The organism is Faecalicatena sp. (assembly GCF_058819085.1).
Genome location: NZ_JBZUUL010000002.1, coordinates 183956 through 205612, shown reverse-complemented (window position 1 = coordinate 205612; position 21657 = coordinate 183956). Strand labels below are relative to the sequence as shown.

Here is a 21657-nt window from a genome sequence, read left to right as displayed (position 1 = left end):
ATGGAAAGAATTGCAGTAGAAAATGTAAGTTATTCTTATCAGAATAAATATCAGACGATCGAGGCGGTAAAGCAGGTGTCCTGTACCTTTGAATCAGGAAAGCTGTATGTGGTAACAGGAGAGTCCGGCAGTGGAAAGAGTACATTTTTATCTCTTCTGGCAGGGCTTGACAGCCCAAAAGAGGGGCGGATACTCGTTGATGGGGAGAATCTGGCAGATATGGACCGGGATGCATACAGACGCAAAGAGGTATCCGTGGTCTATCAGGCGTTCCATCTTTTCCCGCTGCTGACAGCATGTGAAAACGTCATGTACCCATTGGAGCTTCAGGGCGTGCCGCGCAGACAGGCGAAGGAGAAAGCCGCGGAATGTCTTAAGGAGGTGGGACTGAACGAAAAAATCCTGAACCAGTATCCCAGGATGATGAGCGGCGGTGAGCAGCAGAGGGTGGCGATCGCGCGCGCGATGGCAGCAGGCGGCAGGATTCTGCTGGCGGATGAACCAACCGGCAATCTGGATTCCGAAAATGAGGAGAATATCGTGGGGCTTTTGTTAAAGCTGGCACATGAGAAAGACTATGTGGTGATCGTGGTATCTCATAATCCTCTGATTGCAGAAATGGCAGATATCTGTATGACCATGAGGGACGGAAAAATGACGGCAGTTAAAGAGCAGTGAGGTGGTGTATGACATGACATTTTATTATAGTATGAAGCAGATGTTCAGAAGCCCCTTAAAAAGTTTCCTGTTCTTTCTGTTGATCGGGGTATCGGCGTTTTTTGTGGCACTGGGCGGAAATCTCTGGTATATGACCAGGACATCGACGCAGGAGTTCGAGAAGATATATACAACCATAGGGACTGTGGAACAGATCAAGAAAGATGCCGGGATGATCAGAACCTGGAATCCGTTTACAAATGAATATTACTTTTTAAAGAGAACAAAATACGGAGAGCGTGTGAAGGAAGAGGTCCTGGATTTTAAGGGGGCGGATTATATTCACAAGCCCAGACAGCGGCCGTTTTTTGGAGCATACGTGGCAGGCATGTATCAGGGAGTCGGTCATGCCGATGATATTCAGGTGGAGGCAGTTCTCATGGAACCTCCCACTCAACAGTCCGCGAAAATGCAGATTACGAAGGTATGGGAAGGACGTGTTGAGGAGGGGGATATCGTTTATGTTCTTGATTTGAACAAGCAGGAAACAGCGGTGACCCCATTTGAGATGGGTAAGACCTATATTATGCGTTTGAATGGAATCGGAATGAGCATGCGTAAGGAGACTGTGGATGGCAGAGAGGTGAACGTGTGGGAAGATTACATGATCTCAAACGGGATTTGCTCCTCTCAGTTTACATTAGACGGGGAGCGTATAGAGGATCCGATCACTGATGAAATCGATGCGGCATATGAGGAACTGCAAAGTGATATTGTATATACGGATGAAGTGACTGAAGGGTTTTTCGATACGGAACGCGGAAAACGCTGGATCCAGGCATCCAGGCAGCAGGATCTGAGCGATCATCTGGTCTATGTACAGCCAACAGATGGAACGAAGCTTCTGATGCCGTTCTACCGGAACGAGGCTGTGATCACAGAAGGCCGGGATATAACGGATGAAGAATATAAAAACGGAGAAAAGGTATGCCTGATATCGGATGTATTGGCAATTCAGCTCAGGACATCCCTGGGAGAAAAGCTAAAACTGCCGCTTTACTTTGCAGATTATTCATCTACGCCGGGGCTTCAGTCAAGAATAGGAATTCTTTACCTGAATGCAGAGGGCAGGACTTATTCTGTTTTTAATGAACAGGAATATAAAATTGTTGGAATTTATACAATTAAGGATCATGGAGAAGGCGCTTATGGAATAGGGGACAGAGAGGCAGTGATCCCCTGGAATGCAGTGCCGGAGAATTCCTGGAAAGATAATATTGCTGACTTTGGACGGATGATGGGAGCCAATACCTCCTTCCAGATCCCGAACGGCTCCATCCAGAAGTATGAGACATTATGGAAAAAACAGGGGAACGATGACATTCGGATCACATTCTACGACCATGGATATACCCAGATCAAGGATGGGATCGAAAGCCGGAAGATGATGTCGGGGATCTTTCTGATCAGCGGATGTGTGATGGCTGTTATGATCTTACTGTTCTTCTCCAATGTGTTTATCACAGGGCAGCAGAAGCGCATTGCAGTGGAACGGATCCTGGGAAGGACGAAGAAGCAGTGTGCCGGATCGATCCTGACGGGGCTGCTTGTTCTGGCGGCAGCGGGATGCATTGTGGGCAGCCTTGCCGGATGGAAAGCAACCGGCGTGGCAGCGAAGAAGGCGGATACAGAGATCGTCTTTGACACAGCGTTCAGCAATTCTCCGATTGCGGATGAAGGAAAAGTGTCAGTAAAATGGACAAAGCCCGGCGTAGAAACGGCTCTGTGGACAGGCGGAGGGCTGATCGTAATCGCGTTTCTGATCTCCGCGGGATATATGCGGGAGAATCTGAAAAAAGAACCGCTGGAACTTTTGGGGAGGATAGAAGAATAGAGGATAAAGTACTTTTAGAAGCGGTTGTATAAGAAAAACTTCCCTCAAAAAATGCCCCCTTCCAGGTATCAAATGATTTTGTTTATTCATTTGTCTGCCTGGAAGGGAGCATTTTATTTCATTGTCTTCTCACTTAGAAACAGCTGTTTATAGTACACGTTTCAGAAAATCGTCCATGATTTCCCATGTCTGTTCCTGATAAAAGCAATAGCGGATTGCTGCCTTTGCATCAATCAATGCGCCAGGGAAGGATTCCTCATTACATGTCCGATAATCTACACTGGAAACGATATCCCCATTTCTTGCAAAATTCATCATTTCCGGCAGCCAGATAGCACGGTCTACTACCCGGAATCCACCGCCGCTTAATGCTGTTCCAAGTCCCTGCCAAAGTTTGATTCCCATGGATGAGCAGGAAAATACGATACCACTTACTTTTATATTGTCACGTCTCCAGAGGTATTCGGATGTAGATGCCATCATTGTAAATACTGTCGTCTGGATTGCAGCTGTCGCAATTTTACGGGTTATCAAGGATATCAATGTGGAATAGGGCACCCCACCATTGACCATAGCATCAAATAAGCTCTGTCCTTGACGGGGGCTGCTTTTGGATGTTTATGTAATTATTCTATAAACTTTTGTTTTGTAAATATATAGTTAATTGTTCTTTTTGCTTTGAATTTGTTCGAAATTAAAAATTCAATTAAAAATAGTTATATATGCTGAAATAAAAGAGAAAAACAAGTTAGTTTGACGATAGCATAAGAGATTTGTTTAAGTGTAGGGCAGTGCCGGATAGAAGTGCTCTTGAAGATACAGAAAAGGAAAATGTCTCTGGTACAGGTCGGAACCCTGATGATAGCCAGCAAGATATTCAACGGAGGGACTGACATTGTTGCAGGATATGTGGTGAATAACACAAATAAAGAACAGATCGAGGGAGGCAGAGAATCGTAACTGCGCTTGTCTATTCTGTTGGTAAGTAAACAGTTCAGACAGGTATGAACTTTTATTTAGAGGCGGAGACGACAAAAAAGTAAACAATTCTGACAACGGTGTGCAAAAGGGTCAGACCCCTTTGAAAAATAAGTTATTGACAACTAATAAAAATTAGAATATACTAACTACACAGGTTAAGCAATTCAGTTCATCATGAATTGTTTATTCTATAACGATGAGTTAGTTGCAACTAACAATGGAGTTCGATGGAAAGGATGGAATATATGAGTATTGTAATCATAGGCGGAAATGAGAGAATGGTATGTCAATACACGAGTATATGCAGGAATTATGGGTGTAAAGCAAAAGTTTTTCCTAAGGAGCACGGGCAGATTAAAAAGAAGATCGGTTGTCCGGATCTGCTGATCCTTTTCACGAACACCGTCTCGCATAAAATGGTAAATGCGGCTGCCCAGGAGGCCAGAAAAAATAAGATTCCCATTGCACGGATCCATTCCAGCAGTGCAAACGCGCTGCATATGATCCTGAAAGAGCACTGTATCATGGCGTAGCAGGAGGAAGATAAGATGGCGATAGAAAAACTACTGGTGGAATATTGTGCTGCGACTCTGGCCTCTATAAAAACTGCGAGTCTGTTTAGCGCAGCCGTTTCCTCAAAACAGATGCTTAAGGAACAGATTGACTATTGGAACGCGCGTATGAAAGAAAAGGGGATCTGTCTATTTGTCCTGCGGGTTTGGGACGGCAGGGCTTTGATCTATGTATACCGGAAACGGCGGCTGAAGGCAGACCTTAAACGACCGGAAGTACGGGCCTTTTTAAAAAGCTATGGATACATAAACGAAGATTTGGAGGATGCTCTTGAACACCTGAAAAGCAGGTTTTTGGAAAGCAGTACGTTTCCGCATGAGATTGGGGTCTTTCTGGATTACCCACTTGAGGATGTGAAAGGTTTTATCAAAAATAAGGGGCAGAATTATAAACTGTGCGGCATCTGGAAGGTGTACTGCAATGAAAATGACGCCAAAAAACTTTTTCAGAAGTACCAAAAATGCAGGGAGATATATCTGCAGTTATGGGAAAGGGGGAAAAGTGTTATGCAGCTTACAGTGGCTGCCTGACATAAATAAAAATTAAGAAGATGAAATCGAAGGAGGTTTACGATGAGTAAAATTGCGGTTGTATATTGGAGTGGTACAGGAAACACACAGTCAATGGCAGAAACAGTGCAGGAGGGAGTGAAAGAAACAGGAGCCGAGGCTTGCTTATTTACGGCAGCGGAATTCTCAGCCGGGATGATGGATGATTATGATGCAGTTGCATTTGGCTGCCCGTCCATGGGGGCAGAAGAGTTGGAAGACAGTGAGTTTGAACCAATGTTTTCCGAGTGTTCGGCAAAGCTTTCAGGAAAGAAAATTGCACTCTTCGGTTCATACGGCTGGGGAGACGGTGAATGGATGCGCACCTGGGAGGCTGATTGTGAAAAATATGGTGCCGTGCTTGTATGCGGCAGTGTGATCTGTAATGAGACACCGGATGATGACGCGAAGGAAGCATGCAGAAATCTAGGTCAGGCCTTGAGTAAAAGTGTCTAATAGGTAAAAAAATGGGGTGGTCATCATGGCCGCCCCTGATTTTTTTCCTCCAGGTGTGTTCTTTCTTCACGAGCATTCTTTCTCCGGATCTGTTATTTCCCCAGATGCTTCTTGATCGCCTGAAAGCTGTCCGCGCTGATCACGTGTTCGATCCGGCAGGCGTCTTCCAGCGCGGTCTTTTCATTAACGCCAAGCTGCATCAGGGCGTAAGAAAGAATCTGATGCCGTTCGTAAATCATCTCGGCAATTTCTTTTCCAGAGGCTGTAAGCTGGATAAAACCTTCCTTTGAAACGACAATATGCTCCTGTTCGCGGAGATGCTTCATGGCAACACTGACACTTGGTTTTTTAAAACCAAGCTCCTCAGCGATATCAACGCCCCGCACAACGGGTTTTTTCTTACTTAAAATCAGGATCGTCTCCAAATAGTTCTCAGTTGATTCGTTTGATTTCATATATCATTATCCTTTTCTCATCATTCTTGAAAAAATATGTCTTAATATCTCAGGTGATTTGCCGCAAAATGCGCGTTATGTACGGTATCATCTCATACATCTATGCGCTCCTGCCTGCTGTTTCATTCAGATTATCATATTTGCGCTGTATATTCAAGAATTATAAAAAGGTGCAGATGCACCGAGACCATCACTTGTTACAGTTCACTCGCGCCATTCGTAAAACGCATCTTCGATGCTTCTCCAATTTAAAAGGAAAATCGTAGAATATGATATAAAAGATGCGGCTTTTAGACATTGTACAAAGCGGGAGATCAAGATACACTTTGAGTAATAAGAAGCGAAAAACAGGAGGTTATACTTATGGAATTTCAAGCAGAGTGGATTCAGCCGTCTAAGGATATGGGAAGTGTCTGTCCGGTCTTTAAGAAGGAATGGATGTCTGATAAAAAAGTAGAAAGAGCAGAGCTGATCCTGACGGCACTCGGTGTGTATGAGGCAGAGCTGAACGGAAAACGGGTCAGTGAATACGTTCTGGCTCCGGGCTGGACTGTTTATGATAAAAGACTGCAGTTCCAGAGATATGATATTACGGATGGAATAAAAGAGCAGAACATCCTGACTGTCACGGTAGGAAAAGGGTGGTTTCGATCCCCGATGCCGGGCTGGATGGAATCAGAGGATAAGACGAGACGCAAAGAGCAGCCCTGTGGCATTTTCGGAGAAGTGCATCTGCATTATGCGGATGGGAGCAGCGAAGTGATCCCCACGGATTTATCCTGGGAGTGTGCCCAGAGTGCCGTAAGATTCAGTGAGATCTATGACGGAGAAAGCTTTGATGCGGCTTATCAGGTGAATGCGTGGGAACAGGTTTCCACACTGGACTGGTCAAAGGACATCCTGATCGAACAGGAGGGGGAAGAAATCCGTGAAATGGAGCGGGTCGCTGCTAAATCTGTGTTCACAACTCCGAAGGGAGAAACCGTTGTGGATTTCGGTCAGGAAGTGACCGGATATGTAGAGTTTACGGTGGATGCTAAGAAGGGGGACAGAGTGCGGATCTTACACGGAGAAGTGCTGGATGCGGACGGCAGTTTCTATCGGGAGAATTACCGCAGTGCGAAGGCGGAGCTTACATATATCTGCCGGGACGGGGTACAGACATGGCATCCGCGCCTGACCTTTTTCGGATTCCGTTATCTCAAGCTCGCAGAATTTCCGGGCGGAGCAAAGCCGGAACAGTTTACCGCAATCGTAGTATATTCTGATCTGAAAAAGACAGGACATCTCAGATGTTCAGACCCAAAACTGAATCAGTTGTTTTCCAATATTTTCTGGGGACAGAAGGGGAATTTCCTGGATGTGCCGACAGACTGCCCGCAGAGAGATGAGCGCCTGGGATGGACGGGCGATGCACAGGTATTTGTAAAGGCGGCAAGCTATAACTATGATGTGGAGAAATTCTTTATAAAATGGCTGCATGACATGGCTGCGGATCAGAGAGCGGACGGAGCTGTGGGACAGGTGATCCCGGATTATCTTCCGGAGGGAAATCCCAGTGCTGCATGGGGAGACGCTGCAGTGATCTGTCCATGGCAGATCTATCAGACTTATGGGAATCCGAAGGTTTTGGCAGATCAGTTTGAGAGCATGAAGAAATGGGTGGACTATATCACCAGTGTTACAAAGGATGAATACCTGTGGACAGGCGGTGAACATTTCGGCGACTGGCTGGGGCTTGATGCACCGGCAGGCAGCTATAAAGGCTCCAGCCGGGAGGAGTTTATCGCGGCGGCATTTTACGCATATTCCACAGAGCTGGTTGTGAAGGCGGGGCATGTCCTGGGAGAAGACGTAGCCGCTTATGAACGCCTGTATGAAAATATCGTAAAAACATTCCGGGAAACATATCCGGTCTACTTAACCCAGACAGAGCATGTCCTTGCAGTGCAGTTCCATCTGGCAGAGAATCTGAAAGAAACAGCGGATGCGCTGGCGAAGATGGTGGAAAAGGACGGGGTGCAGATTCGGACAGGTTTTGTAGGAACCCCTTATATTCTCCATGTCCTCAGTGACTACGGACATTCAGATCTGGCATATTCTCTTTTGATGAGACAAGAGTATCCTTCCTGGCTGTATTCCGTGAATAAAGGAGCTACCACGATCTGGGAGCACTGGGACGGAATCATGGAGGATGGCAGCTTCTGGAGCATGGATATGAACTCCTTTAACCACTATGCATATGGGGCCGCAGCGGACTGGATCTATGAGAAAGCTGCCGGAATTCAGGTGGTAGAGGATGCACCGGGATTCGAAAAGGTGCGTATCGAACCGAAGCCTGATAGTCGTCTAAAGTGGCTGGAGGCATCCATTCAGACCAGACATGGAGAGATCAGTTCCCGCTGGACTTATGTAGATGGTGCAGTCAAATATGAGATCACCACAGCAGTTCCGGCGCAGATCGTGATAAACGAGAAAGTTCAGGATGTAACACCTGGGCGGTATACCTTCTGGGGATAAGTAAAAAAGACATCCCTCTCAAAGAGCCATTTCCTATGATTAGGAATTTCCTCTCTGAGAGGGAAGCTGATGAAATTTTTCTTTATATTTTTTATAGAAGAAAGTCGGGTTATTGAAGCCGCATTTTACAGCCGCCTCATTGATCCTCATGTCAGTGGTGTTAAGCAGTGTTCTGGCATGCTCGAGTCTCTTTTCCAGCGTGATCTCAGAATAAGATTTCCCGGTTTTCTTTTTTAACAGTGTGCTCAGATAATTCGGGGAATAATGAAATCTCTCTGCTAAAGCCGAGAGGCTGATATTTTCAATATTGGTTTCCAGATATTTCAGGATTTCCAGAATCTGTGTATCCTGCCTGCTGGTCTGCCCGTTGGTCTCATAATCAAAATCACGGACGAGCTTAATAAAGAGGATATTCAGATAATGGCTGACAGCTTCCCTGGAGCCGATACCGGGGAAAAAGGTTTCCTTCAGTATCTCGCAGATCACAGAGTGGATCTCATAAAATTCTTTATTTTTAAAGATAATATACTGTCTGTGGCTGGCGGTTTCGGAGATGACGTTTAGTATGAAATCTGTAATGATCCCCTTACTAAAAGAATTCAGAAGCAGCTTATCTCTGAAATATTTTTTCGTCATCAAAATATTAATAATAATATCGTCTGCACCAGTAGGCGCGATAGAATGGGGGACATCTGTATCGATCAGGCAGATTTCTCCCTTCTTTAATGTAACCTCCCGGCCGTCAATGACCTGCCGGAACTTCCCGCTGTAGACATAACTGATTTCCACAAAGTTATGGATATGTTCCAGAACCGGAATAAAACGCCCATGCAATGTGATTGCAAAGTCCTCATCTGCCGGGATGTGTCCGTCAAAAATATATACCTTATCCGAGCCGTTCATCTGATACTTCATATCTAAATAAGCATCGGATAGACGGCCGGTATTCAGATATTCTGATTCTTCAGGTTTGATCTGCCTTAAAAAGTCTTCCAAATTTCTGTCTGTCTGCATATCCGGGTATCCTTTCATAGAAAATGATAGAAAAGAAATGCTGTGAGGCATGGTGCTTCTTTTCAGCTATAATACCATAAAAAAGCGAAAAATCAAAGGAAAGAAGAACACGAATCCAAGCCATAAAACACGATTCTGTATTAACACTTTCCCCACCGAATCCTTTATATTGTCATAATAGGAAAATATAAGCCGGAGGAAGTAAGTATGATAAGTTTAGTACCAATGCCAAAGAAGATTAAAGAAGAACATGGGACATCTGCATCTACAGCCATGGAGCCGGAGCTGATCCGGGATGCGGCTATGGAGCCGGAGTATTACCGGCTCACAGTATCACCGGAAGGGATCACTATTCATGCCAGCGGCAGGGCTGGTTTTTTCTACGGGGAAAAGACTCTGGAGCAGTTAAGATTCCTTTCCCAGGGGGAGCTGCCCTGCGTAGTTATCGAAGATGGGCCGGCGTACCCGTACCGCTGTTTTCACATTGATACAGCCAGGCACTTTGTGGAATTCGAAGAACTGAAAAGAATGATCGAGGCTGCCGCCGCATTTAAACTGAACAAGTTCCATTGGCATTTTTCGGACGACCAGGGCTGGAGGATAGAATGCAGACGTTTCTCAAGACTTCATGAGATAGGGGCAAGGCGAAAGGGAGACCACTTTGGCCAGTGCCGGTCAGATGAGGAGGAGTTTTATTATTACACAAGAGAACAAGTGAAGGAGCTTGTGGAATTTTGTGCAGTGCGGGGAATCGAGATCATACCGGAGGTGGATATTCCGGGACATGTGACGGCCATTCTTGCGGCTTATCCGGAACTTTCCTGCACAGGAGAAGCAATGGAGGTGCGTACAGGCCCGGGGATTTTTGAGGAGATCCTCTGTCCGGGAAAGGAAGAAACATTTTCTTTCATTTTCGAACTGCTGGATGACCTGTGTGAGCTGTTTCCGGGGAAATATTTCCACATCGGGGGAGACGAGACTCCGAAGACGAGATGGAAGGCATGCCCGTACTGTAAGAAACGGATGGAGCAGGAAGGATTATCTGATGTCAGGCAGTTACAGGGATATATGGCAAACCGGGCTGCAGCACATCTTAAGGAACTTGGCAGGACGGCTGTTGCATGGAATGAGGCGGCCATCGGAGGGAATCTAAGCCCGGAAGTCATGGTTCAGCTGTGGAATGACGATCCAGACGATCCATCCCTTCATGCATTGGGGGGGAGCTTGACGAGAACGGCAATGTGACAAGCCCGAATCAGGGGATCGGTGCCCGGATTATCCAGGCCGGCGGGGATGTGATCATGTCTAATATGCTGGGCAGCTATTGCGATTACCCACATGCTTTTATTTCAGCGGAAAAAGTATACAATGCGGCTGTGATCCCGCAGAAATGCGAGGACTTCCCGGAAAAAGCGAAAGAGCACGTTAAGGGGGTAGAATGTCTGCTCTGGACGGAGCATATCCGGACTGCTGAGAAATTAGAAGCCCTTGCATGGCCGAGATTTGCGGCGAAAGCAGAGATCGGATGGTGCGGGGAAGGAGATTACACGTATCAGGAATTTGAGCAGCGCATGCTGGGACTGTTCCCGTATCTTAAGAAACTGATCCCGAATGCCACAGACCCGGAGGGCTGGGTGCCCCAGGGTGAGCGTGCGGCAGCAGAGATGATGGAATTTGCAAAAAATTATACACAGGAAGAGATCGGCGGATACGCGGACGCACAAAAGGAAGTATAACGTTATCATGGAAGCCGCCTGCTTCCGTGCGAAAGGTGAAAATATTTTCAAAGAAAGAAGGATGTAAGATCATGAGGTACAGGATCAGAAAATATGAGGAAAGAGACCGGGCACAGGTGGAAGCAGTGTGTACCGGGACATTGTCCAAGGAGTATAAAAAGGAACCGATGCGCAGTGCGATGCTGGACGTATTCTGCCATTATTACATTGATCAGGAGCCACAGAACTGCTTTGTTGCAGCGGATGAGAACGACCAGGCTGCCGGCTATATTTTGTGTGCAGCGGATTTTAAGGAGTGGGAGAAGCAGTTTACTGAAAAATATATAGAAACTTCTGCAAATCCGGTCACAAAAATGATGGGGCAGGGAACCATAGAAGGCCTGAGAAAATATGCGGCAGAATATCCTGCACATCTGCATATTGACATTATGCCAGAGCATCAGAGACAGGGACTCGGAACGAGGCTTATGGATGCCTTGATGGAGCATCTTAAGAAACAGCAGATACCAGGGGTATGTCTCTGCGTGGCATCGGATAATGACATGGGGCAGAAGTTTTACCGGAAGTATGGCTTGGAAGAATTGGAACGAAATGAGCAGGAGATCGTGATGGGAAGCAGAAAACCGGGGGAAGAAAAATGCTTTGCGTTTAACCCATATCTGCCTTTTGACGAATGTATCCCGGACGGGGAACCGCATGTGTTTGGTGACCGGGTCTATATCTACGGATCCCACGACAGGGAAAATGGAACAAAGTTCTGTGAATTGGATTATGAGGTATTTTCAGCACCTGTCACGAATCTGGCGGATTGGAGAAGCGAGGGATGTGCATACCGCAAAGAGCAGGATCCTTCTTTCCCGGAAGAAGGGAATGCCATGTATGCGCCGGATGTTGTCAAAGGAAATGACGGGCGGTATTATCTGTACTACGCACTGGCGGGAGTGACCTTTACCGCACCCATCCATGTGGCGGTCAGTGATTTTCCGGCAGGACCGTTTACATATTACGGATGCGTGAGAAATCCTGATGGCACAGCCTTTACAAAGAATATCACCTTTGACCCGGCAGTTCTCAACGATCAGGGAAGAATCTGGCTGTATTACGGCTGGGCGCTGGCGTTTGACCCGAGGATGCTGGAAAATAAGACGCCGGACTTTGAAGAACAGCTGGTACAGGCACAGGTGCAGCTGTTTAGTAAGACGGAAGAAGAAGTCCGCAATACCCCGGGAGGAGTCATGGGGGCACATGTTGTGGAATTGGAGGATGATATGCTTACGGTTAAGGCCGAGCCGGTCAGAATCGTGCCGGGACAGGCAGAGGCACAGGGCACAAGCTTTGAAGGACATGCGTTTTTTGAGGCCAGCTCTATCCGCAGGATCAAAGATACCTATTACTTTATCTATTCCTCCCAGTGGCAGCATGAGCTGTGTTATGCAACAAGCAAAAGGCCGGATGGGGATTTCAAATACGGTGGTGTGATCATCTCCAACGGTGACATTGGGTATCAGGGAAGAAAAACAGAAGATCGTCTGGCGGCAACCGGAAATAATCATGGCAGTATTGAATGTATCAATGGGGAGTGGTATATTTTCTATCATAGGCAGACTCACAAGAATACATTCAGCAGACAGGGGAGTGCAGAGAGGATCCGGATTCTGCCGGACGGCAGGATCCCTCAAGTGGAGATGACGAGCTGCGGGCTGAATAAAGGTCCCCTTCCGGCAGAAGGATGTTACCCTGCATATATAGCATGCAATCTAACAAATGGGAGCATGCCTGCGATCGGACCGGAAGGAACGGATCAGGAAAACCCATATCTGACCAATGATGGAGTGGAACATTTTATTGAAGATATTTCAGAGGGAACACTCATCGGTTACAAATATTTTGCATTTTCCGGGCAGACAAAATTGACACTGCGGTTCAGAGGAGACGGGGAAGGCGCATTTGGAATCTATGCCGATGAGGAACTTCTCGGAAAAACAGAAGTGAAAAAGAGTGATGACTGGACAAATGTTACCGTAAAGATCCAGGCAGAAGGAACACACGCCCTTTTCTTCCAATATGAGGGAAGTGGCAGAGTTCAGCTGCTGGACTTTACATTTTGTAAGTAAAATTTTTGTGAGTAGAAAACATAATCAATGAATCATAATTTTACGAAAACAGTTATAATAGATAAAAAGACCTCTTTGCTATAATGACCTCAGCTTAGCGGAGAAAAACATTTGAAAAAGATTACCAGGGAGGTCATTATGGGAAAAAGTAAGAAGAAACAAAGGGATCCGAATAAGGTCGGTGCTGGAAGGATGCTCGCGTGGAATGCAAGGGCCGCATCCACCGGCATCCAGATGCTGATGGCAGGCTATCTGCTGATCTACTGCACCAATGCGCTTGGCATGGATGCAAAGCTGGTGGGAACACTGCTGATGTTCTGTAAGCTGGCGGACGGTGTGACAGATTTATTTGCGGGTTATATCGTTGACAGGACGAATACGAAGTGGGGGAAAGGAAGACCTTATGAGTGGTGTATCATAGGTCTTTGGCTTTGTACCTGGCTGATGTTCACTGTGCCTACAAGCGCAGCCCTGCCTGTGAAATGCATCTGGATCATCATCAGTTACACACTGGCTCAGTCGGTATTCTATACATTTTTGAATGCTAATGGTACCGTATACATGGTACGTGCATTTAATAATGAACAGGTTTATGTAAAGCTGAGTTCTATCGGCGGGATCATCGTAACACTGATGGTCGTAGTATTTAACGTGATCTTCCCGATCTTCGAGGCAAAGGTCATCAATGACGCTGCAGGCTGGAGTAAAATGATTGCATGCTTTGCAATTCCACTTGCGGTCATCGGTATGATGCGCTTTATCTTTATCAAGGAAGATCAGCATGTGGACAGCGGACAGACAGAAGCGGTCAGGGTAAAGGATATCCTGATTCTGCTTAAGAGCAACAAGTATATTTATATTGTATCAGTTGCGGCCTTTGTGGCAGCAGTATTGGGAAATCTGGGTGTATCACAGTATTACTTTATGTACATTGTAGGAAATCTTGAGATTAGTGGTGTACTTAGTGCAATCTCTGTGCTGGCAATGCCGACGATGCTGTTGTATCCATTGCTGTTAAAGAAAATGTCCATACCGAGGATGATCCAGATTTTTCAGGTATTCTATTTGATTGCCGGTGTACTGAACTGGATTGCGGGAAGCAACCTGACTTTGCTGGTCACAGCGGCTATTTTTGCAGGAATTGCGAACCTGCCAAACGCTTACATGAGTGGGATTTTGATCGTAGACTGTGCTGACTACAATGAATGGCAGGGACGTCAGCGCATGGAGGGTACCTTAGGCTGCCTGGTCGGGTTTGCCAACAAGATCGGTTCCGCATTTGCTACCTTCCTGTTAGGCGCTATGCTGTCTGCATCAGGATTTGATGGCACACTGGCTGTACAGCCGGACACGGCAATCGGTATGATTCGGTTTTTGTTTGCTTTGATGCCGGTTATATTCTCTGCGATCATCGCCATTGTATTTGGGTTCTGGAAAATGGATAAGATCAAACCCCAGATGCTAAAGGAAATTGAGGAGCGCAGAGCAGAGAAAATAAATGCTGCGCAGCCGGTCGAGTAATGCCACGATCAAGCTATGCCAATAGATAGGAGCTGGAATATGCATTTAAAAAGAGGAATTAAGATCATTGATTTTTTGAAGGAAGTGCAGGGTTGTAAGGATGAGGTACTCTTTACGACCGATGAGGGGGATATCCTGAACCTGAATTCGGTGCTGTCCAGATATATTTTTGTGACCATAACAGAGAAGCCGGAGCTTTTGTTTAACGCAGAAATTGTATGCAGGAAGAAGGAAGACCAGGAGCGGCTGGTAGAATTTCTGACGACATAGAGGAGGATATCAATGGAGCTTGAGAACATATCTGGGCGGATCGCCTGTTTTCGGGAATTGCTTATAAGCGTACATAATATTTATCTGACGGAATTTGATAAAAATTTCGAGATCATCAGCGGGAATTATCCGAACCCCGAGATGCTGCCTTTGTTTCTGATGAGCGATGAAGATATTCGGGTGAATCCGGGGTGTATGGATGAGATGGTCGGCGAGGAGATTCTGAATAAGAGGTCAGGCCCGCTGGTGTTTATGAATGAGCTGGGAATGACCTGGATGTCTGATATGGTGATCATAAATGGCAGGATCGAAAGAAATTATCTTTTGGGCCCGATCTTTCTGGATGATTATTCTCTGGAAAAGATTCAGAAGGAAGTCAGCCGCCTCAAGCCGTCGGTTGCCACAAAGCACCGTTTTATGGAGCTCATATCAGATTTTCCGGTCATCAGCCTGCACCGTTTTTTCGAATATGGAATTATGCTTCATTGCTGTATCACCGGGGAGCGGATCTCCCACAAAGACTTTATTTATCCACAGCTGGAATCACAGGCGGACGAGGATGAGATGCTTAAGGAACGGCATGGCATCTTTATGGTGGAGAACGAGATCCTTAAGCTGGTGGAAGAGGGCAATATGGAATATGAAAAGGAGATGGAGCGCTATATAACCCAGGGTAATATCGGGAAGATGGCTCAGGGGGATGCGGTTCGTGACGGGAAAAACCTTGTGATCATATTTACCGCCCTCTGTGCAAGGGCCGCCATTAAAGGCGGTATCTCCTCCGAGATCGCATACCATTTAAGAGCTCATTATATCCGGACTGTGGAACGCTCAGAAACCCTTGGCAAGGTAAACGAGATCTGCCAGGCAATGCTGGGGGATTTTGTGAGAAGAGTGCATAAAACAAAGATTTTGTCCGGGGAATTGTCGCCGCAGATTAAGGCGGCCTGTGACTATATCTGCCTTCATTTGAATGAAAAGGTGGAGATCCACAAGCTGGCAGGGATGCAGGGGTATACGGATTATTATTTCAGCACTAAATTCAAAAAGGAAACCGGAGAGAATGTCCATGATTACGTGAACACAAAGCGGATCGAGCGGGCAAAGGATTATCTGACAGATACCAATATGGGAATTCAGGATATCTGTGATGAGCTTGGATATAATTCTCTGAGCTATTTCGGCAAGGTGTTCCGTCAGGCAGTGGGAATGTCTCCCGGGGAATACCGCCAGATCAAATATCAAAATAGAAAATGAAATGTTGACAACAAACACGACTCCGTGATAACAGACAAGGAGTCGTGTTTGTTATTATATACGGGTAATATCTCCGCAAAGCAGATGGAAGTATTGATATAAAGGAAGGAGCAGATATGAGCAGTAACAAAACGATTTATAAGGCAATGGACGACCCAATGTGGCAGAATCCATATATTGATCAGGAAGAGGAACAGACAAGGATTCTTTTAGACGGAACAAAGCTGACTTATCATTATGTACATGGCGGCTTTACAGATACAGGGGTGAAGTTCCTCTTCTGCATGCCCCCTAAAGAAAACTACAAGGGACGTTTTTTCCAGTATTTGTCCCCATTTCCGGGACCGGATGAGGAAATAGCATCCCTGTCTCTTTCCGGAGAGGATGACAGGATCGCATTTGCACTTAGTCATGGAGCCTATTATGTGGAGAGCAATATGGGATCTTTGAGTGCATTTGGCGGGGGGACAGATCCTGCGCTGACCTGGAAATCCAGCGCGGCAGCAGCAGAGTATTCCCGAAAATGGGCGATGGAATTCTATGGAACCGGACGGCCCTATGGTTATGTCCACGGAGGCAGCGGCGGAGGATATAAGACCATGGCATGTATTGAGAACACAAATGCCTGGGACGGAGGGCTTCCGTTTGTCATCGGCTCGCCCTATTCCCTGCCCAATTCCATTTCTCTGCATGTGCAGGGACAGCGTGCACTGCGCAGAGTATTTGGCAAAATCGTGGATGCTCTGGATGCAGGGGGCAGCGGCAATATGTATGAGGGCCTGAATAAGGACGAGGCTGCCATGTTAAAAGAAATCACGGCAATGGGATTTCCACCGATGGTATGGTATCCGGAGGCCTGGGGGATGAAAGATCCCGGATCTCTGCCGGTTCTCGCGCCAAGCGTTAAGATGGCAGATCCACAGTACTTTATAGATTTCTGGACGAAGCCGGGATATCTGGGCAGTGATGAAAAAAGCAGTGCATATAGCGACCGCCTGGTATTTTCCACGAGGGTGTCAGCAGTACATTTAGATACACAGGAGGAAAACAGGAACTGTGAGAGCGGCAACGATGTGGACGGTGCCTGGAAAAAACAGGCGGTGGACGGAGAGCGTTACTGGCTCGAGGTGGAAAAGCTGCCTGAGGGGGACGATCTTTATCTGGAAGGTGTGAATCTCCGCTTTGAGAGTGGGGCGCTAAAAGGCCGGGAACTTGCCATGGGGAAAATGGTGAGAAGGCAAAATCAAGAGGGAGGCTGTCTGACGCTTGGAATGTGCGTTAATATAGAAGATCTGGAAGGTCTGCTCTTACAAGTGCAGCCCGGGGATGAACTGACAATGGATAATTCGGATTATATCGCCCTGCAGTCCTATTACCGGCACCAGGTTCCGGATGATAAACTGGCGCATGCATGGGACCAGTTCCGGGATCAGGAAGGAAAGCCTGCTATCCCCCAGCGCAGGAATGTGTTTGGGATCGGATTTAACGGGACAGGAACCACTCAGGACGGTGATATTCAGTGTAAAGCGATCACGATCCAGTGCCTGATGGATGAGTCCACCTTCCCCTGGTGTGCGGACTGGTACCGGGAGAAGATCAAGGAAGCGAAGGGCAGTGATGAGGACTACAGGCTTTACTATATGGAGCGGTGCATGCATGGAAATGTATCAAGTCTACGTAATCAAATGGTTACCAATTATATCGGTGCGCTGAACCAGGCAATGCTGGATCTCAGCGACTGGGTAGAGAGAGGAATCGAGCCTCTTGAGACTACGGTTTATCAAAATGTAGATAATCAGATCATCCCGGCAGAGTCAGCGCTTGAGAGAAAGGGCATTCAGCCAGTGGTTAATCTTCTTGCAAATGGGGAGGCGTGTGCAAGGGTAAAGGCAGGGGAGATGGTGATATTCACGGCAGATGCCCAGTGCCCTCCTGGAGCGGGAAAGATTACGGCCCTGGATTTTGAGCTTTCAAATAAAATGGTAATCTCACAGAACGGAGATGGACAGGAAGCGTTCAAAACAAAGGGAAATGTCCGTCCATATGAAAAGGAGGGATTGAACTGTGCCACTGCAGAAGTGTGTTTTCGTTATGATGTGCCGGGAACCTATTTTGCAGCGGTGGAGGTCTGCGCAAACCGCAGCGGGGATGCGCAGGATCCATTTACACAGGTGAGAAACCTGGCCCGGGCGCGGGTCATCGTTGAATAAAGTGCCTATTCCTGCTGGATCTGAAAGACTTCCGACTGGTATCTCGTCCGGTATTCTCCCAAAGTCATGTGTACATTTTTCTTAAACTGTACGCCCAGGTGGCTTTGGGAGGAAAAACCGAGATAATTGGCGATCTCGCTGTAAGTATAATTCGAGTAGATCAGCATGTTCTGTGCTAACTTTATTTTCTCCTTTAATACAAACTGTAAAATGGTCTGTCCTTCTTGTTTCTTGAACAGCCCGGACAAGTAGTTCGGATTCAAGTGCAGTGCATCTGCGATCTCCTGTACCGTCAGCTTTTCGTGAAGATGGGAAAAAATATACTTTTTGCAGTGTTCGATGTGGGGAGAGGCTTTTAGCCTTTTCTCACTATTTTTATAGCTGTTTGCTTCGATGACCAGTTCGGTATAGCGGCGTTCTGCCCGGTGCGCCAGCTGTCCTAAAACGGCTTGCTCACTGCAGTCCTCGATTTGCTGGATATAACTGTCGCATAAGGAATATGCGATCTCCGGGTGCAGCCCTCCCCGGATCGCGGCACGGCTTGCAAAGGCCACGAGAATGATGCACAGGTTCTTGATATTGCGGGTCCTGTCTACGGAGAGTGTCCCATAGGATTCAGGCTGGATCTCTTCCCAGCAGCTCTCCAGCATTTCTAAGTCTCCGGTCTCAATACTTCTCATTTCGCGCAGTTCCTCCTCGTAGGAATTGTGCATCTGTTGTTCTTCCTGATTATTGAAAATGATATTCGAATATCTCTGTTGAACCTCGTGTTCCTGCTTTAAACTTTCCTTTCCAGGTAGGAAAGCTTTGGCTTTGGACGGGGGATTCGGTCTGTTCATAGGAACCTCCATAAACGCCGCATGGCTGAATCGTTGTCTAAAAGGAGTATAACACAAAATAAGTGAGAAATCTAATATTGTGATGAGAAATTTGATATAGGTTAGGGCGGACAGCTTGTATACTATCGAATCAGAGAGATACAAGATTAGAGGAAGGAGCAGATTATGGAAAAGAGATTATTTTGTGATGAGTGGCTGTTTGGTCAGGAGGGAAAACCAAAAAGAATGATATCCCTGCCCCATGATGCAATGCAGGAGCAGGGGCGTGAGGCAGATGCACCATCCGGCAGCGGAGGGGCTTTTTTCAAAGGCGGGACCTATACATATGAAAGGAAATTCCGGGCGCCGAAGGAATGGGAAGAGCAGGAGGTATTCCTGGAATTCGAGGGGGTGTACCCGGGAGCTGAGGTTTTTCTCAATGAGGTAAAGATCGGCGGCTGTAAATACGGTTATACGCTTTTTTGGGTACCGCTAAAAGGGCTTCACTATGATGCATACAATGATCTGAGGGTGGAAGTGGATAACAGTCAGCTTCCCAACAGCAGATGGTATTCCGGAGCAGGGATTTACCGCCCTGTCTGGCTGGTGCTGGGAGGAAAGGAGCATATTGAACCGGATGGAATCCGTGTGACCACACTTTCTTATGAACCTGCGGAAGTTCTGGTTGAGGTCAGGCATACAAAAGCAGAGTTTAGTGAGGAGGATATCCGGGTCGAATTATTTTACCAGGGAGATAAGGTGGCAGAAGGAACAGGGGCGAAGGCAAAGTTTACCATTTCTGACGCGCACCTTTGGGATGCAGACTCACCAGAGCTTTATGACTGTGTCGTTACACTAAAAGACAGGGAACACGTGTTAGACAGCCAGGATACATCCTTTGGGATCAGGAAGATAGAGTGGTCAACAAAAGGATTCCAAGTCAACGGAAAAACAGTTTTACTAAAGGGCGGCTGCATCCATCATGACAACGGAATTTTAGGAGCCAGGTGTTTCGAGACCTCTGAGCGTCGCCGGATCAAACGGTTAAAGGAGGCGGGCTTTAATGCGGTCCGTTCTGCACACAATCCGATGAGCCCTGCAGCACTTAAAGCATGTGATGAGCTGGGGATGTATGTAATGGATGAAACCTGGGATATGTGGAATGTCCAGAAGAATCCCTTTGACTACGCAAAGAATTTTATGGAGCATTACGAAAAGGACATTCAGGCGATTGCGGCAAAAGATTATAACCATCCGTCCGTGATCATGTACTCCATCGGCAATGAGGTCACAGAACCCGCCAAACCAGAGGGGCAGGAGCTGGCAGAGAAGATCATGAGGAAAATGAAGGAGGAAGATCCCACAAGGCCGGTGACCGCGGGGATCAATCTGACCCTTTTGATGTTGTCTGTGATGGAGAATAACCCTATGGAATCCGGTGCGGTACCGGAAATGGGGGAGATGAACAGCACTCTTTACAACCAGATGATATCCGAATTCGGAAAAAGCATGACCATGGCTGCCGCCACAGAAGAGGCGGACAAGGTCTCATCCCCGGTACTTAACCTGCTTGATATTGCGGGGTACAACTATGCCATCAGCCGGTATGAGACGGAACAGGAGGTACACCCGGACCGTATCATCGTCGGGACGGAGACGTATGCATATGACCTGGCGAGAACATGGAAGCTGGTGGAACAGTACCCTTATGTGATCGGGGACTTTATGTGGACCGCATGGGATTATCTCGGAGAAGTGGGGATCGGTTCCTGGTCCTACGGTGTACAGGATATGGGCTTTACGAAAAATTACCCGTGGCTTCTTGCAGATACCGGAGCCTTTGACATCCTGGGAAATGAGAATGCTGAGGCAGGAATGGCTTTGGTGGTCTGGGGCAGCAGAAAGACTCCTTATATCGGTGTCTGCCCTGTCAATCACCCGGGTGTGATGCCGAATAAAGCAATCTGGCGGGGCAGCAACGCTCTTCCATACTGGTCTTACCAGGGATGTGAGGGAAATGAAGCCGAGATCGAGGTTTATAGTACTGCATATGAAGTGGAGCTGTTCCTGAACGGGACATCTGTTGGAAGAGAAAAAACAGAAGATTGTAAGACTGTGTTCCATACCTGCTATGAATCAGGGGAATTAAAGGCCTGCGCATACAATGAGGATGGTTCCTTTCACTCAGACAGCAGGCTGGTTTCAGCGGATGAACACACACAGATCCGTATCTCTCAGGAGGAAGAGAAGGCAGGGCCGGATGGGATTTTGTATCTGGACATTTCCCTGACCGGAGAAAACGGAGAGATCGAATGCAACAGAGACACAAAACTGAGACTGCGTGTTGAGGGCGGAGAATTGCTGGCATTCGGAAGTGCCAATCCGAAAACAGAGGAAGATTTTCTGTCAGGGGAATATACCACCTATTACGGCAGAAGCCTGGCGGTGGTGAAGGTACAAAAGGAACCGCTATATATTGAGGTGTCAGGAGAGGGGCTTAAGACTGTGAGTAAAGTCATCTGCGCAGTAAAATAATCTGACCGGACAATAGTACAGATAACAGACCAGATAAGTAATCATACAACAGATCATACAACCGATCAGATAAGTAAAAGGAAACGAGAGGATAACGA

General features: G+C 46.9%; 19 protein-coding genes. 15 read left to right on the top strand and 4 right to left on the bottom strand.

Annotation, left to right across the window (positions count from 1 at the left end; all coding sequences use genetic code 11):
- Positions 1 to 678, top strand: coding sequence for an ABC transporter ATP-binding protein (locus AC4OGX_RS01050; RefSeq protein ID WP_493327938.1), 678 nt, complete (start codon positions 1 to 3; stop codon positions 676 to 678).
- Positions 679 to 691: 13 nt separating this feature from the next.
- Entirely contained in the window at positions 692 to 2551 is a 1860-nt protein-coding gene (locus tag AC4OGX_RS01045; protein WP_493327937.1) for an FtsX-like permease family protein, read from the top strand.
- Between the two features lie 147 nt (positions 2552 to 2698).
- Here the strand turns inward: AC4OGX_RS01045 and AC4OGX_RS01040 are convergent, their stop codons facing one another.
- The gene (locus AC4OGX_RS01040; RefSeq protein WP_493327936.1) at positions 2699 to 3085 is read right to left on the bottom strand and encodes an alpha/beta hydrolase family protein; all 387 of its coding nucleotides are present in this window, start codon (positions 3083 to 3085) and stop codon (positions 2699 to 2701) included.
- Between the two features lie 276 nt (positions 3086 to 3361).
- On the opposite strand from AC4OGX_RS01040, the gene AC4OGX_RS01035 reads away from it, so the two are divergent.
- The 4 genes from AC4OGX_RS01035 to AC4OGX_RS01020 all read left to right on the top strand — a co-directional run bounded on the left by AC4OGX_RS01035 (position 3362) and on the right by AC4OGX_RS01020 (position 5109).
- Complete coding sequence (locus tag AC4OGX_RS01035; protein WP_493327935.1) at positions 3362 to 3511, top strand: hypothetical protein; 150 nt, start codon at positions 3362 to 3364, stop codon at positions 3509 to 3511.
- Between the two features lie 266 nt (positions 3512 to 3777).
- The gene (locus tag AC4OGX_RS01030) at positions 3778 to 4065 is read left to right on the top strand and encodes a DUF2325 domain-containing protein (protein WP_493327934.1); all 288 of its coding nucleotides are present in this window, start codon (positions 3778 to 3780) and stop codon (positions 4063 to 4065) included.
- A 15-nt stretch (positions 4066 to 4080) separates the two neighbouring features.
- Positions 4081 to 4635, top strand: a complete 555-nt coding sequence (locus AC4OGX_RS01025; RefSeq protein WP_493327933.1) for a DUF3793 family protein — start codon at positions 4081 to 4083, stop codon at positions 4633 to 4635.
- Between the two features lie 42 nt (positions 4636 to 4677).
- Positions 4678 to 5109: a flavodoxin gene (locus AC4OGX_RS01020; RefSeq protein ID WP_493327932.1), complete on the top strand. Its 432-nt coding sequence runs from the start codon at positions 4678 to 4680 to the stop codon at positions 5107 to 5109.
- 92 nt (positions 5110 to 5201) lie between these two features.
- Here AC4OGX_RS01020 and AC4OGX_RS01015 read toward each other — a convergent pair whose 3' ends face one another.
- Positions 5202 to 5564 carry a metal-dependent transcriptional regulator gene (locus AC4OGX_RS01015; protein ID WP_493327931.1) on the bottom strand — a complete coding sequence of 121 codons (363 nt, stop codon included), beginning with the start codon at positions 5562 to 5564 and terminating at the stop codon, positions 5202 to 5204.
- 363 nt (positions 5565 to 5927) lie between these two features.
- Here AC4OGX_RS01015 and AC4OGX_RS01010 point away from each other — a divergent pair, with 363 nt between their 5' ends.
- Positions 5928 to 8084 (top strand): alpha-L-rhamnosidase, encoded by a 2157-nt coding sequence (locus tag AC4OGX_RS01010; RefSeq protein ID WP_493327930.1) that lies wholly within the window; start codon positions 5928 to 5930, stop codon positions 8082 to 8084.
- Positions 8085 to 8123: 39 nt separating this feature from the next.
- Here AC4OGX_RS01010 and AC4OGX_RS01005 read toward each other — a convergent pair whose 3' ends face one another.
- Positions 8124 to 9098, bottom strand: a complete 975-nt coding sequence (locus tag AC4OGX_RS01005) for an AraC family transcriptional regulator (protein WP_493327929.1) — start codon at positions 9096 to 9098, stop codon at positions 8124 to 8126.
- A 207-nt stretch (positions 9099 to 9305) separates the two neighbouring features.
- Between AC4OGX_RS01005 and AC4OGX_RS01000 the strand changes: the two genes are divergently transcribed.
- The 7 genes from AC4OGX_RS01000 to AC4OGX_RS00970 all read left to right on the top strand — a co-directional run bounded on the left by AC4OGX_RS01000 (position 9306) and on the right by AC4OGX_RS00970 (position 18206).
- The gene (locus AC4OGX_RS01000; protein WP_493327928.1) at positions 9306 to 10343 is read left to right on the top strand and encodes a beta-N-acetylhexosaminidase; all 1038 of its coding nucleotides are present in this window, start codon (positions 9306 to 9308) and stop codon (positions 10341 to 10343) included.
- Positions 10340 to 10834 (top strand): family 20 glycosylhydrolase, encoded by a 495-nt coding sequence (locus AC4OGX_RS00995; RefSeq protein WP_493327927.1) that lies wholly within the window; start codon positions 10340 to 10342, stop codon positions 10832 to 10834. The genes AC4OGX_RS01000 and AC4OGX_RS00995 overlap by 4 nt, the downstream gene beginning before the upstream one ends.
- A 71-nt stretch (positions 10835 to 10905) precedes the next feature.
- Positions 10906 to 12948, top strand: coding sequence for a GNAT family N-acetyltransferase (locus tag AC4OGX_RS00990; RefSeq protein WP_493327926.1), 2043 nt, complete (start codon positions 10906 to 10908; stop codon positions 12946 to 12948).
- 138 nt (positions 12949 to 13086) lie between these two features.
- Positions 13087 to 14469 (top strand): MFS transporter, encoded by a 1383-nt coding sequence (locus AC4OGX_RS00985; RefSeq protein ID WP_493327925.1) that lies wholly within the window; start codon positions 13087 to 13089, stop codon positions 14467 to 14469.
- A gap of 39 nt (positions 14470 to 14508) precedes the next feature.
- Positions 14509 to 14739 (top strand): hypothetical protein, encoded by a 231-nt coding sequence (locus AC4OGX_RS00980; protein ID WP_493327924.1) that lies wholly within the window; start codon positions 14509 to 14511, stop codon positions 14737 to 14739.
- A gap of 12 nt (positions 14740 to 14751) precedes the next feature.
- Entirely contained in the window at positions 14752 to 15996 is a 1245-nt protein-coding gene (locus AC4OGX_RS00975) for a helix-turn-helix domain-containing protein (protein ID WP_493327923.1), read from the top strand.
- Between the two features lie 116 nt (positions 15997 to 16112).
- Entirely contained in the window at positions 16113 to 18206 is a 2094-nt protein-coding gene (locus tag AC4OGX_RS00970) for a hypothetical protein (RefSeq protein WP_493327922.1), read from the top strand.
- 5 nt (positions 18207 to 18211) lie between these two features.
- Here AC4OGX_RS00970 and AC4OGX_RS00965 read toward each other — a convergent pair whose 3' ends face one another.
- Positions 18212 to 19045: a helix-turn-helix domain-containing protein gene (locus AC4OGX_RS00965; protein ID WP_493327921.1), complete on the bottom strand. Its 834-nt coding sequence runs from the start codon at positions 19043 to 19045 to the stop codon at positions 18212 to 18214.
- 165 nt (positions 19046 to 19210) lie between these two features.
- Here AC4OGX_RS00965 and AC4OGX_RS00960 point away from each other — a divergent pair, with 165 nt between their 5' ends.
- On the top strand, positions 19211 to 21559 hold the full coding sequence (locus tag AC4OGX_RS00960; protein WP_493327920.1) for a glycoside hydrolase family 2 TIM barrel-domain containing protein: 2349 nt from the start codon (positions 19211 to 19213) through the stop codon (positions 21557 to 21559).
- Positions 21560 to 21657 lie beyond the last annotated feature (98 nt).